The 14,894-nt window shown below is 71.9% G+C and carries 13 protein-coding genes; 7 read left to right on the top strand and 6 right to left on the bottom strand.

Features of this window, described 5'->3' with window-relative positions; genetic code table 11:
* Positions 1-138: 138 nt before the first annotated feature.
* Together OHB41_RS22755 and OHB41_RS22750 are read left to right on the top strand one after the other, a co-directional pair.
* Entirely contained in the window at positions 139-1,893 is a 1,755-nt protein-coding gene (locus OHB41_RS22755; RefSeq protein WP_266700070.1) for an ABC transporter ATP-binding protein, read from the top strand.
* A 237-nt stretch (positions 1,894-2,130) separates the two neighbouring features.
* Entirely contained in the window at positions 2,131-3,027 is an 897-nt protein-coding gene (locus OHB41_RS22750; protein WP_266700069.1) for a hypothetical protein, read from the top strand.
* Positions 3,028-3,053: 26 nt separating this feature from the next.
* Here OHB41_RS22750 and OHB41_RS22745 read toward each other — a convergent pair whose 3' ends face one another.
* The 4 genes from OHB41_RS22745 to OHB41_RS22730 form a co-directional block, all read right to left on the bottom strand.
* On the bottom strand, positions 3,054-4,526 hold the full coding sequence (locus OHB41_RS22745) for a sensor histidine kinase (RefSeq protein ID WP_266700068.1): 1,473 nt from the start codon (positions 4,524-4,526) through the stop codon (positions 3,054-3,056).
* Entirely contained in the window at positions 4,523-5,254 is a 732-nt protein-coding gene (locus tag OHB41_RS22740) for a response regulator transcription factor (protein ID WP_266700067.1), read from the bottom strand. Before OHB41_RS22740 ends, OHB41_RS22745 begins: the two co-directional genes overlap by 4 nt.
* Before the next feature lie 158 nt (positions 5,255-5,412).
* Entirely contained in the window at positions 5,413-5,649 is a 237-nt protein-coding gene (locus tag OHB41_RS22735; RefSeq protein ID WP_266700066.1) for a hypothetical protein, read from the bottom strand.
* A 61-nt stretch (positions 5,650-5,710) separates the two neighbouring features.
* Positions 5,711-6,937, bottom strand: coding sequence for a S1C family serine protease (locus OHB41_RS22730; protein ID WP_266700065.1), 1,227 nt, complete (start codon positions 6,935-6,937; stop codon positions 5,711-5,713).
* A 369-nt stretch (positions 6,938-7,306) separates the two neighbouring features.
* Between OHB41_RS22730 and OHB41_RS22725 the strand changes: the two genes are divergently transcribed.
* Entirely contained in the window at positions 7,307-9,052 is a 1,746-nt protein-coding gene (locus OHB41_RS22725; protein WP_266700064.1) for a trypsin-like serine protease, read from the top strand.
* 143 nt (positions 9,053-9,195) lie between these two features.
* On the opposite strand, the gene OHB41_RS22720 is transcribed toward OHB41_RS22725, so the two are convergent.
* Positions 9,196-10,218, bottom strand: coding sequence for a LacI family DNA-binding transcriptional regulator (locus tag OHB41_RS22720; protein WP_266700063.1), 1,023 nt, complete (start codon positions 10,216-10,218; stop codon positions 9,196-9,198).
* A gap of 50 nt (positions 10,219-10,268) precedes the next feature.
* A complete protein-coding gene (locus OHB41_RS22715; protein WP_266700062.1) occupies positions 10,269-11,060 on the bottom strand; it encodes a winged helix-turn-helix transcriptional regulator in 792 nt (263 codons plus the stop codon).
* Between the two features lie 306 nt (positions 11,061-11,366).
* On the opposite strand from OHB41_RS22715, the gene OHB41_RS22710 reads away from it, so the two are divergent.
* From OHB41_RS22710 to OHB41_RS22695, 4 genes are all read left to right on the top strand, one after another.
* Positions 11,367-12,230, top strand: a complete 864-nt coding sequence (locus OHB41_RS22710; RefSeq protein ID WP_266700061.1) for an alpha/beta hydrolase family protein — start codon at positions 11,367-11,369, stop codon at positions 12,228-12,230.
* A 137-nt stretch (positions 12,231-12,367) separates the two neighbouring features.
* Complete coding sequence (locus OHB41_RS22705) at positions 12,368-12,622, top strand: MoaD/ThiS family protein (protein WP_266700060.1); 255 nt, start codon at positions 12,368-12,370, stop codon at positions 12,620-12,622.
* Between the two features lie 8 nt (positions 12,623-12,630).
* A complete protein-coding gene (locus OHB41_RS22700) occupies positions 12,631-13,875 on the top strand; it encodes a hypothetical protein (RefSeq protein WP_266700059.1) in 1,245 nt (414 codons plus the stop codon).
* Between the two features lie 160 nt (positions 13,876-14,035).
* Positions 14,036-14,791 (top strand): LmeA family phospholipid-binding protein, encoded by a 756-nt coding sequence (locus tag OHB41_RS22695; protein WP_266700058.1) that lies wholly within the window; start codon positions 14,036-14,038, stop codon positions 14,789-14,791.
* Positions 14,792-14,894 lie beyond the last annotated feature (103 nt).

Genomic DNA, 14,894 nt, shown 5'->3' with positions numbered 1-14,894 from the left:
GGATCGCACGGCGGGCCGGAAGATCGCAAAGGGCGCGCCGGCGCATCGCACAAGGCGGGGTCTCCGGAATTCTTTTCCGGCGGCCCCGCCTCGGCTTTGCCGGACAGTTCGAGGACCGGAAAGGGAAACCGAGTGGATATGCGTGAAGTACAGGCCGGGTTCGCACGCTTCTGGCCGCTGACCCGCGGCGACCGCGCATGGCTGGTGCTGATCGTCGGCTGCGTGGTCGTGGCCGCGCTCGCCGAGACGGCCGCGATCCTGCTCTTCGCGCAGCTCACCGACCACGCGCTCACGTCGGGGTCGCTCGCCGCGTTCTGGGGACCGGCCGGAGCCTGGCTGGGCGTGTCCGTGATCGGGGCGATCGTCGGCTATCTCGGCAACTCCCTCGCCGTGTGGACCGCCGAGAGATTCGTCCTGCGCCTGCGCGCGAGCGTCTTCCGGCATGTCCAGGACCTGCCCCCCGACTTCTTCCAGAAGCACCGCAGGGGCGACCTGGTCGAACGCCTCACCGGCGATGTCGAGGCCGTCGAGCAGATGGTCGTGTCCGGTGTCGTCGGCACGGTCTCCGCCGCCTTCTCGGCCGTCTTCTACGCCGCCGCGGCGCTCTGGCTGCGCTGGGACCTGGCCCTGGTCACCTTCGTCCTCGCCCCGCTCTTCCTCGTCGCCGCCCGCCGCTTCTCCGGCCGGATCAGGCAGGCCTCGCAGGAGGAGCGGACCGCCGACGGCGCGATCACGTCGGTCGTCGAGGAGTCGCTCGGCAACGTGGTGCTGACCCAGGCCTACAACCGCCGGCGCGCCGAGGAGCGGCGGCTCGACCGCGAGGCGCGTGCCTGGATGCGGGCATCGGTGCGCGGCGCACGGGCCGGCGAGAGGTACGAGCAGTTCGTCGAGGTCGTCGAGACCCTGTGCGTGCTCGTGGTCATCGGCCTCGGCGCCTGGGAGATCTCGCAGGGGCGCATGTCGCTGGGCCGGTTGCTCGCCTTCGCCGCGTTCCTCGGGTATCTGTACCCGCCGATCCGCAGTCTGGGCGGGCTCGGCCTCACCCTCACCGCCGCCACCGCCGGCGCGGAACGCATCCAGGAGATCCTGGACACCGAACCCGCCGTCACCGAACCCGCCGAGCCGGACCCGGACTGGCCCGTGCGCGGCCGGGTCGACTTCCACGGCACGTCGTTCCGCTACCCCGGCGCCGAGCGCGATTCCCTGCGCGACGTGACCTTCACGGCGGACCCCGGCGAACTCGTCGTCGTCACCGGTCCGAGCGGCGCCGGAAAGTCCACGCTCTCCAGACTCCTCACCCGCTTCTACGACCCCACGGCCGGCGTGATCCGCCTGGACGGCGTCCCCCTGCCCGACATGTCCCTGGAGTTCCTGCGGGAGAACGTCGCGCTGCTGCCCCAGGAGACCCTGGTCCTGCGCGGCACGATCCGCGAGAACATCGAGTGCGGCCGGCCCGGAGCGTCCCGGGCGGACATCGAGCGGGCGGCGCGGGACGCCGCCGCGCACGACTTCGTCAGCGCGCTGCCCGACGGGTACGACACGCGGATCGCCCCCGGCACGGCCGCGCTCTCCGGCGGCCAGCTCCAGCGCGTCGCCATCGCCCGCGCCATGCTGCGCGACGCGCCCGTCCTGGTCCTCGACGAGCCGACCGCCGGGCTCGACTCGATCGCCGCCCGCCGGGTGGTGCGGCCACTGCGGCGGCTGATGGCGGGCCGCACCACCATCATGATCACGCACGATCTGTCGCTGGCGCCCGACGCGGACCGCATCCTGGTCGTGGACGGCGGCCGGCTGCTGGAGGCCGGGACACACGGTGAACTGCTGGCGAGGGGCGGCGCGTACGCGCGGCTGGCGACGCCGGAGGCCGGCTCCCTGGTGACGCGGGGCGCCTAGCTCCCCGGCGGGCGGCGTACGGCGTACGGCCTCGCCGTCGCCGGCCGGATCCGCCGCGCCGTTCGTGCGGTGTCCGTTCCCTGCCCGCTCGCCCCGGCAGGGATGAGGTAACGATGCCGCATCGTGCGCGGCCACGGGAGGAACGGACCGAACGCGGCCCGGGGCCGGGCGTCACAGGTGCGGTGCGGGCTCCACGCCGCACGACTCCGTCCGCCGACGTCCGTCCCTGGGGATCCCATGCGTACGAAGATCAAGTCCACCGTCACCGCCCACCTGCTGCTCGCCCTCGCCCTCCTCACCGCCGGATGCGGCGGTGAGGAGGGCGGTCACCACGGCGCGCAGGCGCGCAGGGAGGCCCGTGCCCGCCAAGTCGCCGAGGCCTGGGACGGATCCGTGGCCGCCCGGACCTGGCGCGCCGGCTACCACCCGATGGGGGAGGCGGTGCAGCCGCCCGCGGGCGGCTTCCACGCGGGCGCCGACACCCGCGCCTTCACGACGCAGAACTTCGTCCTGCGCGGCACGCTTCCCGCTGCCGGGCCCGCGGAGGGGAAGGTGCGCTGGAGGAGCGGAGCCCCGCCCGTCCTGCCGCTGACCGGGGCACGCGAGGCGTACGGGTCCGTGGCCCGCGGAGGCAACGACGGCCCCCACCTGACCGTGACCGGGGCGAGGCAGGGCGTGATGACCCTCGCCACCAGCCGTGGCCCGGCGACGGTCCCGGCCTGGCTGTTCACCCTGGAGGGGTACGACACCCCGCTCAAGCGGGCCGCCGTCGCCCCCTCGAAGCTCCCCCCGCCGCCGATCGGGCCGCAGCGGGAGGTGTCCACGAGCGAACTGGCGCCCCTCGCCGGGCCGGCCGAGGTGGCCGGCGACGGCCGGTCGGTCACCGTGACGGCCGGACACGGGACCTGCGACGACGGCCCCGCCGTGCACGTGCTGGAGACCGGGGGCAGCGTGGTGCTGTCCGCCTTCGTCACCGGGGTGCGCGAAGGTCCCTGCGCCAGTGTGATGCTGCGCCAGAAGGTGACGGTGCGACTGGCCGGGCGGCTCGGCGACCGCGTCCTCCTGGACGCCTTCACGGGCCGTCCCGTGCCCTACGGAGAGCCGAACGGCGCCTCACCGAGCTGGCGCCGGTGAGCCCGTGAGCAGCCCGCTCCCCGCGGTCACTCCTGGTCGAGGGCCATGTCCGGCGGCGGGGTGGGCGCTCCCGGCAGCCGGACCGACACCACCGTGCCGCCGCCCTCGGCCGGCCGCAGGGACACCTCGCCGCCCGCCTGCTGCACCGTGCGCGCCACGATCGAAAGCCCCAGGCCCGAGCCGGGGAGCGCGCGGGCGGACGGGGAGCGCCAGAAGCGGTCGAAGACGTGCGGGAGGTCCTCGGCGGGGATGCCGGGTCCGTGGTCGCGGACGGTCAGTTCGCCGTCCTTGAGGACGACGTCGACGGCCTCGCCCTCCGGGCTGAACTTCACCGCGTTGTCCAGGAGGTTGACCACGGCCCGCTCCAGCGCGGTGGGCTCCGCCCGGACGTACCAGGGCTGGAGGTCCGCCGTGATCGTCAGCTCGGGTCCGCGCAGCCGTGCGCGGCGCAGCGCCGCCTCGACCGTGTCCTGGAGGGGGACCGTCGGCACGGTGTTCGCCTGCTGGCCCGCGTCCGAACGCGAGAGTTCCTGCAGGTCGCCGATGAGCGAGGCCAGTTCGGTCATCTGGGCCTTGACGGAGGCGAGGAGCGCCTTGCGGTCGGCCGGGGGGATCGGGCGGCCCGTCTCCTCGCTGCGGGTGAGGAGCTCTATGTTCGTACGGAGGGAGGTCAGGGGCGTACGGAGTTCGTGGCCGGCGTCCGCGATGAGCTGCTGCTGCAGCTCGCGGGAGTTGGCCAGCGCGGACGTCATCGAGTTGAAGGAGCGGGTGAGGCGGGCGACCTCGTCCTCGTTGCCCTCCTCGACGGGGATGCGGATCGAGAGGTCCTCCGTGCGGGCCACGTGTTCCACGGCCTCGGTGAGCTTGTCGACGGGACGCAGGCCCGCTCGGGCGACCGCGAGGCCCGCCGCGCCGGCGCCGACCACGCCGATCCCGGAGACCAGGAGCAGCACGAGGGCCAGGTCGTTCAGGGTGGCCTGGGTGCTCTTGAGAGGAACGGCCACGACGTAGGCGTGGTCGCTGTACAGGACGCGGGTGCCGGGGAGTTCGCGGGGGAAGTTCGTGACGACGAGCGGCATCGCCAGGACCCGGACGTCGTTGCCCTTGGTGTCGGTCCCGTTCCGCGGCTTGCTCTTGTTGAACTGCGGGTGCTTGGCCACGGCCTTGTCGCCGTCGGTCACCGTCACCGAGCCCGCCGAGTACCCGAAGACGCAGACGGTCCCGTCCGAGTTGATCACCTGGGCGTAGTCGTCGAACCGTCCGTGGAAGTCGTTGTCGTTGCTCGGTTCCTTGCGGCAGTTGTCGAGGACGCCCTGGACCAGGGTGTACTGCTGGGCCTGTTTCTGGTCCTGCAGGTTGTTGTCGATCTCGTCGTACAGCTTCCCCCGCACGATGAACCAGCAGGTCACCGAGACCGCCGCGACCCCGAAGGCCACCGCGGCCGCCACCAGCAGCGCCAGCCGGGAACGGATCGGCAGGGATCTGAACCGTCTGATCACTCCGCGCCGCCCGAGCGGAGCACGTACCCGACCCCTCGAACCGTGTGCACGAGCCGCGGCTCACCACCCGCCTCGGTCTTGCGGCGCAGGTACATCACGTAGACGTCGAGGGAGTTGGAGGACGGTTCGAAGTCGAAGCCCCAGACGGCCTTCAGGATCTGCTCGCGGGTGAGGACCTGGCGCGGGTGCGCGAGGAACATCTCCAGCAGCGTGAACTCGGTGCGGGTCAGTTCCACGGCCCGGCCCGACCGGGTGACCTCGCGTGTCGCGAGGTCCATCCGCAGGTCGCCGAAGGTGAGCGCGTCCTCGTCCGGGGCGGTGCCCGCCGTCGCCGCGTACGAACTGCGCCGCAGCAGGGCCCGGACCCGGGCGAACAGCTCGTCCAGCTCGAAGGGCTTGACCAGGTAGTCGTCGGCGCCCGCGTCGAGGCCGGTCACCCGGTCCCCGACCGTGTCGCGGGCCGTCAGCATGAGGATGGGGGTCGTCGTGCCGGCACCGCGCATCCGGCGGGCCGCCGTCAGGCCGTCCATCCGGGGCATCTGGATGTCCAGGACGACCAGCTCGGGCTGGTAGACGGTCGCCTTCTCCAGCGCGTCCGCGCCGTCGACCGCGACCTCGGTGTCGTACCCCTCGAAGGCGAGGCTGCGCTGGAGTGCTTCGCGGACCGCGGGCTCGTCGTCGACGATCAGGATGCGCTGGGGTTCACGGTCGCCTTCGGCGGGGCTCATGGGCGGGAGTCCTCGGGTGCGGTGGGGTGGAGGGTCTGACGGCCTTCAGCGTCGCACGTTTCCGGGCGGGGGCGGAAAGCGTCAGTAGGGGAAGAACCGTCCCAGCTATGAAGGAAGGGCTCGGATCGGAAGGAGTGTCCCGTACTGCCGTGGGACCTTCAGCCCGCCAGCGTGCTGAGCCTGCTCAGCGGGACCTTGCGGCGGTGCGAGCGGGTGGCGGGGGTGCGCAGGCCCATCAGCTGCGGGACGGCGGCCGGGAGCGCCACCTCGGGCGCCCGCGGCACCGGCAGGTGCAGTTCACGGGCCACGGCGAGGGCCAGGTCGAGCCCGGCCGGGTCGCCGCCTTCGCGGGAGTGCGTGACCGGGGAAATCCGAGAGATCCGCTTCCAGATCATGTCGACCTCCTGGGTGTGCTGTCCTGTGCTGCTGTCAGCTGTCGGAGCCGTGTCGGTGGTGTCAGCTGTCGGAGCCGCCGGCCCGCAGGTTCGCCAGGTCGGCCTTGACGGTGTTGATCGGGATGGCGAAGCCGAGGCCCACGCTGCCCGCTCCCGACGAGCTGGACGAGGAGTCCGAAGCCGCCGAGTACATCGCGGAGTTGATGCCGACGATGTTGCCGTTCATGTCGATCAGCGCGCCGCCGGAGTTGCCGGGGTTCAGGGACGCGTCGGTCTGGATCGCCTTGTACGTGGTGGTCGAGGAGCCGGTGTCGCCGTTGAACTGGCGGCCGCCGAACGAGAACGGCCACTGACCGCTGTCGCCGCCCTGCTGTTGCTGCTGGCCCTGGCTCTCGTCGGTGGAGACGGTCACGTCCCGGTCGAGGGCCGAGACGATGCCGCTGGTGACGGTGCCGGTCAGCCCCTCGGGGGAGCCGATCGCGACGACGTCGTCGCCGACCTGGACGCCGTCGGAGTTGCCGAGCGTGGCGACCTTCAGACCGGAGGGCGCGTCCGCGACCTCGATGAGCGCGAGGTCCTTCTTGCTGTCGGTACCGACGACCTTCGCGGTGTAGGACTTTCCGTCGTTCAGCCGCACCTTGATCGCGGAGGCGCCCGAGACGACGTGGTTGTTGGTGACGATCTCGCCGCCGGACGTGATGATCACGCCCGAACCGGTGGACGAACCGGCGTTCGAGGTCGCGCTGACCTCGACGATGCTGGGGCTGACCGCCTGGGCGACCCCGGCGACGGTGCCCCTCTTGGCGGTGGGCACCACGGTGGTGCTGGTGCTGCTGGACGCGGTGTCCTTGCCGGTCAGCTCCTGGATGCCGTACGCGGTGCCACCCCCGATGGCGGCGGCGACTATCGCGACCGCGGCGATCAGGGCCAGCGGGCCCCTCGTGGGCTTCTTCCGCGCGGTCCCGGGCGGCACGGGGGCCGCGGACAGCACCGCGGTGGAGCCGGCCGGCGGCTCGGGATGTCCCGGGTAGGCGGCGCCTCCGCCTCCATGACCGCCGCCATGACCGCCGCCATGACCGCCGGCTGCGCCGCTGCCGACCTGACCGGAGCCCGGCCACACCGTGGTGCCCGGTTCGACGGCGACCGGCGGGGCCGGCGCGTACGCCGGCGGCGCCGGCCACTCGGGGTTCACGGGGGAGGGAGCGGAGGCAGGCTGCTGCTGGAGGTACGGGGACTGGTGGTCGTCGCCCTGGGGGTACTCGCCGCTGCGGCGGAAGCTCTCGGTCATGACATGAGACTCCCGCGCGATCATGAGAGCTCCCTGAGTCCCCGCTGAGAAGCCCGACAGAACCTCGTATGCCCGATATAAAGGCGCGCCGCCCCGCCCGGATCGGGGAAACAACAGGTTGCGCCGGGGTGATCTCACGGAATGCGACCGGCGAATACTTGAATGCCTGGTGCCTAGCACATGTGTTCTGGGGCGGGTGGGGCCTATGATCACCGCGCCGGAGGGGGGCTCCGCGGTGGTGCCTGATTCGACGCAGGCGGTTGGTCGGCCATGTCCGACGACCGCTGTCGTCGGTCGGGCCGGTGCGTCGTACGCCCTTCTCGGGCCATTCACGTCATGACCCACCCGCACCCATCCCAGGAGCCCTGAGTGATACGTGCTCTGCGCGACCGCTGGAGACGCCCTGTCACGGCGTTGCCCACGGCCGCTCTCGCGTTGGCGCTGACCTGCGCCGGCGCCTTCGCGGCGCAGCCCGCCCAGGCGGCGGACGGACCGTCGCTGCCGGACGTCGGCCAGGCGCAGCCCGCGAAGCCGACCGTCTCGGACAAGGAACTGCGCCACAGGGTCGCCGAGGCCGTCAAGGACCAGGCGACCCCGGCGACGAGCCCCAAGAAGACGCCGTTCATCATCGGCGGCAGCCAGACGACCATCTCCTCCGCGCCGTGGATGGTCCAGCTCTCCTACTACGACAGCGCGGCCGGCACCGGCTACTTCTGCGGCGGCACGCTCGTCGCCCCGAACAAGGTCCTGACGGCCGCCCACTGCGTCGCCGGCCTGAACTGGGTCAAGAACGGCGCTGTGGTGGCCGGTGCCACGGGTCTGCTGGACGACACGACCGGTACGGTCGCGGGCGTCTACCGCCAGTGGAACCACCCGCACTACAACAGCGACACCGTCCAGAACGACATCGCCGTCCTCACGCTGGACCGCCCGCTGGAGCAGCAGTGGCAGCGGCTGGTGGCCGCCGGCGACAGCGCCTCCTACAAGGCGGGCAACTCCGCCACCGTCTACGGCTGGGGCCTGACCTCCGGCGCCGACGGTGCCGAGCTGTCGGCCACGCTGCGCAAGGTGACCCTGCCGCTGGTCGCCGACTCCACCTGCAACAGCGCGATGCGGACGGTCCTCGGTGAGGACGACTTCGTCGAGGGCTCGATGTTCTGCGCGGGTACCCCGGCGACCGGCACCGACGAGGGCACCAAGAGCCCCTGCAACGGTGACTCCGGCGGCCCGGTGATCGTCGGCGGCAAGGTCGTCGGCATCGTCTCGTGGGGTGTCGCGGGCTGCACCGCGAAGGGTGCCTACCCGGTCTTCACCAAGGTGTCCTCGTACACCTGGGCCGCGCAGCCGCGCATCGACGACGCGGACCTGACCTTCGACGGCAAGGCCGACCTGCTGGAGCGCACCCCGTCCGGAGGCCTGTTCGAGCAGGACAGCAAGGGCACCTCGCTCACCACCCGCGCCTTCCAGAGCAGCGGCTGGCAGAACGCCAGCTGGGGCCTGCAGGCCGACCTGGACCGGGACTTCTTCCAGGACCTGATCATCCGGGACAAGGGCGACGGCAAGCTGTACCGCAGCTACCTGAACCACAGCTCGGACGAGTTCGAGTGGATGCAGATCACCTCGGTGTGGGGCGGCTACAAGTCGTACGCCATCCCCGGCGACATGACCGGTGACGCCCGCCCCGACCTGGTCGCGGTGGACGCCGACGGCTCGGTCTACCTCTACCCGGGCAAGGGCAACGGCGAGTTCTACGGCCGCGTGAAGGTCGTGAACAAGGCCTGGAAGAACGTCAAGATCTTCGGTCACGGCGACCTGTCCGGCGACGGCCGTGCCGACCTGCTGGTCCGCAACAGCTCCGGCGTGCTGTACCTCTACCGGGGCACGCAGGTCGAGCACACCCCGTGGTCGGCGCGTATCCAGGCCCGTACGGGCTGGAACTTCACCTCGTACGTCTCCAACGGCGACGTCACGGGCGACGGCATCGCCGATGTCGTCACCCGCGACTCGGCGGGCAAGCTCTGGCTCTACCCCGGCACCAACAAGGCCTCCAGCAGCCTCTTCGGCTCGCGGGTCGGCCTGGGCTCCGGCTTCAACCAGTACAACCTGCTGTTCTAGTCGGTACCACCCGCAGTTCCAGGCGGTTCGTGCCCTCCGGCGCACTCCGGAAACAAAGCGTCGGCCCCGCGATCCGCGGGGCCGACGTGCGTTTCAGGGGGCGGCGGGGAACCGCGCGTCCGGCCGGAGCCGGACCGGCGGTCTCACGCGCAACCGCAGGACCGCCGCACCACCAGCCGGGACGGGAACACCTTCAGCCGCTCGCGCCGCGACCCCGCGACCCGCAGCCCGTCGTCGAGTACGAGATCCACCGCCGCACGGGCCATCGCCGACCGGTCGGAGGCGATCGTCGTCAGCGGCGGATCCGTCAGCGCGGCTTCCTTGACGTCGTCGAAGCCGGCCACGGCCAGCTCCCCCGGGACGTCGATGCGCAGCTCACGGGCGGCGCGCAGCACGCCGATCGCCTGGTCGTCGGTGGAGCAGAAGATGGCGGGCGGCCGGTGGGGCCCGGCGAGCAGCTGCAGGCCGACCTGGTACGCGTCGTAGCGGTTGTACGGCGCCTCGAAGAGACGGCCCTCGGTGGGGATCCCGGCCTCCTGCATGGCACGCCGCCAGCCCTCGACGTGGTCGGAGACCGGGTCGCCGACGACGGGCGTCTCCGCGATGCCGCCGAGACAGGCCACGTAGTCGTAACCGTGTTCGAGAAGGTGGCGGGTGGCGAGCTGGGCGCCGCCGATGTCGTCGGTGACCACGGCCACGTCGTCGATCGCCTCGGGGCGTTCGTGCAGCAGTACGACGCGGGCGTCCCAGGCCTCGATCTCCGCGGCGGCGTTGTCATTGAGCGCGTGGCTGACGAGGATCAGGCCGGAGACCCGCATGCCGAGGAAGGCGCGCAGGTAATGGACCTCGCGCTCGGCGATGTAGTCGGAGTTGCCGACCAGGACCATTTTCCCGCGCTCGGCCGCGGCCTGCTCGACCGCGTGCGCCATCTCGCCGAAGAAGGGCTGGCGCGCGTCCGGCACGATCAGGCCTATGAGCTCGGTCCGCCGCGACGCCATGGCCTGGGCGACCCGGTCGGGCCGGTACCCCAGCTCCTTGATCGCGGCGAGAACGCGCTCGCGCGTGGCCGGGGCAACCGGCCTCGGTCCGTTGTTGATGACATAGCTGACGACGGCGGTGGAAGTACCCGCCAGTCGCGCCACATCGTCCCTCGTCACCTTGGCCACGCGCGGAGTCTACGCGGATGGACCCGCCTCTGGGCAGGGCGTACGGAGGCCTACTGGGCCTCGGCCTTGGCCTCGACCGCGCGCGCGGCGCCGCGGTGCGCCGTCTCGTCCGCATCCGCCGCCTTTGGCTGTGCGGCCTTGGCCTTCGCCTCGTCCGCGGCCCGCTCCACCTTCTCGGGTGTAACGAATCGATAACCGACGTTCCGGACGGTTCCGATCAGCGATTCGTGCTCGGGACCGAGCTTGGCGCGCAGCCGGCGTACGTGGACGTCGACCGTCCGCGTGCCGCCGAAGTAGTCGTAGCCCCAGACCTCCTGGAGCAGCTGTGCGCGGGTGAAGACCCGGCCCGGGTGCTGCGCGAGGTACTTGAGGAGCTCGAACTCCTTGAAGGTGAGGTCGAGGACCCGGCCCTTGAGCTTGGCGCTGTACGTCGCCTCGTCCACGGAGAGGTCGCCGTTGCGGATCTCCATGGGGGAGTCGTCGTTGACGATCTGCTGGCGGCCCATGGCGAGCCGCAGCCGGGCCTCGACCTCGGCCGGACCCGCGGTGTCGAGGAGAACGTCGTCGATGCCCCAGTCGGCGGTGACGGCCGCGAGACCGCCCTCCGTCACGACGAGGACGAGGGGACAGCCGGGTCCCGTCGAGCGCAGCAGCTGACACAGGCTGCGCACCTGCGGGAGATCACGTCGGCCGTCGATCAGGATGACGTCGGCACCGGGGGTGTCGACGAGGGCGGGTCCTTCCGCCGGAGCCACTCGCACGTTGTGCAGGAGCAGGCCGAGAGCGGGAAGCACCTCCGTCGACGGCTGAAGGGCATTGGTCAGGAGCAGCAGAGAACTCATCGCGCCCCACCTGCCCGGGTCGTCCTACGTTCGTGCACGGTTCGCTCGCCCATAACGTCTGGTTCCTCCTCGGTCCCTGTATGGGGGTACCTCCCACGCCCTCAAGGCGGTGGGGGAGTTTGCGGCACTGCTTCGTTGCTTCTTCGCTTGTTCCCCTGCGGCGCGGCTCCCGCGTCCCGGGGAGTCGCCGTGCCTTCGTGGGCTTCGTACACCGGCGGTTTCCCGTTTCGTATACAACGCTTCAGAAAGCACAAAAGGACCCGGGGGCTTCGCTGCCCGAGTCCTCTGCCCAGCAGAATAGCCCACATGAGCTCAGGTCCGGCAGGTCAAGTGACGGGATCTTCCCTTCGTCCATCCCTTGAGACGGCCTCGCGCGCCCCTTTGCGGAGGTTTCTGCGCACTGTCGACGGGGTGACGATCGATGCGGCGTACGACCCCGCGAGGGGGACTTCCGACGACGTGGGCGGGAGCCTGGCGATCGTCGTGGCGCACGGTTTCACGGGCGGTCTCGACCGTCCGCACGTGCGCCGGGTGGCCGACGTCCTCGGCCGGGACGCGGCGGTGGTCACGTTCTCGTTCCGAGGTCACGGCGGTTCCGGTGGCCGTTCCACCGTCGGCGACCGCGAGGTGCACGATCTGGACGCCGCCGTGGGATGGGCCCGCGAGCTGGGGCACACGCGCGTGGCCACCGTCGGTTTCTCGATGGGCGGGTCGGTGGTGCTCCGGCACGCGGCGATGCACGGGGAAGCCGGCCGGGAGCACGAGGGGCGCACGGAGGCGCGTACGGACGCGGTGGCTTCGGTGAGCGCGCCGGCCCGCTGGTACTACCGGGGTACGGCTCCCATGCGGCGTCTGCATTGGCTGGTCACCCGGCCGGCGGGACGGGTGGTCGGCCGTTACGGACTGCGGACCCGCATCCACTCCCGCGACTGGGACCCGGTACCGGCCTCGCCGGTCGAATCCGTCCCGCTCATCGCGCCCACTCCGCTGCTGATCGTCCACGGCGACCGGGACGGCTACTTCCCCCTGGACCACCCGCGGATGCTCGCCGAGGCATCCCGCGGCCACGCCGAACTCTGGGTGGAGCACGGGATGGGCCACGCCGAGCACGCGGCCCGCGACGAGCTGTTGGCCCGCATCGGTGCGTGGGCGGGTTCGGCCGCGGGCTAGCCTGACCGTGTTCACTGGATTCACCGATGCGTGTGTCCACCGACGCACGTATCCATTGACGCACGTATCGACTGATGGCACGTACCCACCGATCCGCCGGTCCACTGGATCCGCTGGTCCACTGATTGAGGAACGACATGGCAAAGGGCACGGTGCGTTACTGGGCCGCCGCCAAGGCCGCGGCAGGTGTCGCCGAGGAGCCGTACGAGGCGGGCACGCTCGCCGAGGCACTCGACGGGGTCCGCGAGCGACACCCGGGCGAACTCGTCCGCGTCCTGCGGCGATGCTCGTTCCTCATCGACGGTGACCCCGTGGGTACCCGCGGCCATGAGACGGTACCGCTGGCCGAGGGCGGCACGGTCGAGGTGCTCCCGCCGTTCGCAGGAGGGTGAGCGAGACGATGAGCAACCAGCCGTACGAGCCCCGGTTCGAGCCCCCGCACGAGGGGCACGACCCGTATCAGCAGCCTCAGCAGCAGGCCGACTGGCAGCAGCACACCCAGCAGTGGGAGGGCCAGACCTGGGAGACCCAGGTGCAGCCCACGACGCCGGCCGCCGACCCGGCGTACGCGCCGCCCCGGACACCCCGGACCCCCGACGGCCGGCAGGAGCCCCCGGGCCACCAGCAGGCCCACCAGGGGTACGCGGAGCCGCAGGGCACCGGGCACCCGCAGGGCGGCGCGCACGCCCAGGCGTACGGGTACGGAGCCGCGGCCCGGCCGGCGCCCCGGGAACCCGCCGCGCAGGGCTGGGACCACGCCCGGCCGCAGCAGCACCCCGAGGTGCCCGCGCCCATGGCGGGGTCCGCCCCCGCCCCCGCGGCCGGAAACGCCCCGGGCGCCGGGGCCGCACCCGGCTACGGCCCCGCGACCGTCACCGGCAACGCCCGCGTCACCGACGCCCAGCGCGCCCGCGCCGAGGGCCGTTCGCCCATCATCGAACCCGGCATCCAGCCCGCCGGGCTCACCGCGGTGCTCGCGCTGCTGCTCTCGGGCACGGCGGCGATCGGCGAGTACGCCCTCGTCGTCCCGCTGGTGCTGCTTCAGGCCGTCACCGCGGCGGGCTGGTTCCGGCTGAACGGGATGTGGCCCGCCCGGCAGGGCATCGCGCTGGCGTTCCTGGGCGCGGTGACCGCCGACGTGGTGCTGCTCGCGGCCGGCCGGGAGAACGCGCCCGCCGCCATCCTCGGCACCCTCGGCGTATGGGTCCTGCTCACGCTCGTCCTGCAACTGCGCAGCCACGCCGACCCGGACACCCGGATGTACGGCCTGATGGCGACCGTCGTCTCGGCGGCGCTGTCGATCATCGCGGCCGGTCACCTCGCGGCCGAGCCGGACGCCGTCACGGTGGGCGCCGCCGCGGTCGCGGTGGCGATCCTGGTCCGCGCGCTGCCGCTGCCCACCGCCGCCTCCGTGGTGGTGGCCCTGCTGGTCGCCACCGGCGCGGGATTCGTGGTCGGCGGGATGACGGACCTGGGCGGCCAGGGTGCCTTCCTGGGGCTCGGCGCCGGTGTCTGCGCGCTGATCGGCCACCGGGTCGCCAGTTACGACTACCCGTCGCGTTTCGTGCACTTCACGGCCGGTGTGGCTCTCCCGCTGGCGGCGGCCGCTCCGGCGGTCTACCTGCTGGGCCGCGCGCTGAGCTAGCGGGCGCCGTGCGGGGCCTGCCGGCGCCAGGGCCCCGCCGTTCGTCACAGGTGATCGACAACCGCTTCGGAGGGCCCCTTCACGGGGCCCTCCGGGGTTACGTTCGCGCAGGACGGCCATGTCGGCCGCCCGGACCCGGTCCAGATGGGGAACCCTGAGCATGCGCGCACTGCGAATAATTCTGGTCGTCACCGTCATCCTCGGCGGGCTGTTCGTGATCGCGGACCGCGTGGCGGTCGGCTTCGCGGAGGACAAGGCGGCGGACCGGATCAGGAGCACCGAGGGCCTCACCAGCACCCCCGACGTGTCCATCGAGGGCTTCCCCTTCCTCACCCAGGTGGCCGCCGGCGAACTCGACGACGTGAAGATCGGCATCAAGGACTACGAGGCGTCGGCGGAGGGCGCCAAGGGCACCGCGGGAGGCGCCGGCACCATCCGCATCGACACCCTGAACGCGGAGATGCACGGCGTCAGCTTCAACGGCGACTACAGCTCCGCCACCGCGAACAGCGCCTCCGGCTCCGCGACCGTCTCCTACGCCGAGCTGATCAAGGCCGCCAAGTCCCAGCCGACGCAGGTCGCCCCCGGCGTCACCGCGCAGGTCGTCGGACTCTCCGACGGCGGGAACGGGAAGATCAAGGTCGAGCTCACGGCCACCGTGTTCGGCAAGAAGCTGCCCGAGCCGGTCTCCGTGCTGAGCTCCGTCGCCGTGGTCGGGGGCAACCTGGTCAAGGTGCACGCGGACGGGCTGCCCAAGCTGGGCGTGGATGTCGTCGAGGGCCGGATCCGGGCGATCACCGACTTCGAGCAGAGGATCGACGGGCTGCCGGGCGGCATCAAGCTCGACAAGGTCGAGGCGGCCGCGAACGGAGTGGACATCTCGGTGAAGGGTTCGGACGTCAAGCTGGTCGGGTAGGACGGTTGCCGGCCCCGCCGGGGTCCGCGGTTCCGGCGGCGGTACGGGGGGCCGGCGGTCGCATCGCGGGCCGCGTTCGGGGCGACGGGCCGGAGGCGGCGGC

Source organism: Streptomyces sp. NBC_01571, assembly GCF_026339875.1.
Taxonomy (GTDB): domain Bacteria; phylum Actinomycetota; class Actinomycetes; order Streptomycetales; family Streptomycetaceae; genus Streptomyces.
This window is presented reverse-complemented; position numbering and strand designations above follow the sequence as displayed.

Bases quoted from the DNA above. Each gene is read 5' to 3' on its own strand.
- OHB41_RS22755 (WP_266700070.1), top strand. From the start codon at position 139: ATGCGTGAAGTACAGGCCGGGTTCGCACGCTTCTGGCCGCTGACCCGC.
- OHB41_RS22715 (WP_266700062.1), bottom strand. From the start codon at position 11,060: ATGAGTTCTCTGCTGCTCCTGACCAATGCCCTTCAGCCGTCGACGGAG.
- OHB41_RS22705 (WP_266700060.1), top strand. From the start codon at position 12,368: ATGGCAAAGGGCACGGTGCGTTACTGGGCCGCCGCCAAGGCCGCGGCA.
- OHB41_RS22730 (WP_266700065.1), bottom strand. From the start codon at position 6,937: ATGACCGAGAGCTTCCGCCGCAGCGGCGAGTACCCCCAGGGCGACGAC.
- OHB41_RS22750 (WP_266700069.1), top strand. From the start codon at position 2,131: ATGCGTACGAAGATCAAGTCCACCGTCACCGCCCACCTGCTGCTCGCC.
- OHB41_RS22700 (WP_266700059.1), top strand. From the start codon at position 12,631: ATGAGCAACCAGCCGTACGAGCCCCGGTTCGAGCCCCCGCACGAGGGG.
- OHB41_RS22735 (WP_266700066.1), bottom strand. From the start codon at position 5,649: ATGATCTGGAAGCGGATCTCTCGGATTTCCCCGGTCACGCACTCCCGC.
- OHB41_RS22710 (WP_266700061.1), top strand. From the start codon at position 11,367: ATGAGCTCAGGTCCGGCAGGTCAAGTGACGGGATCTTCCCTTCGTCCA.
- OHB41_RS22740 (WP_266700067.1), bottom strand. From the start codon at position 5,254: ATGAGCCCCGCCGAAGGCGACCGTGAACCCCAGCGCATCCTGATCGTC.
- OHB41_RS22695 (WP_266700058.1), top strand. From the start codon at position 14,036: ATGCGCGCACTGCGAATAATTCTGGTCGTCACCGTCATCCTCGGCGGG.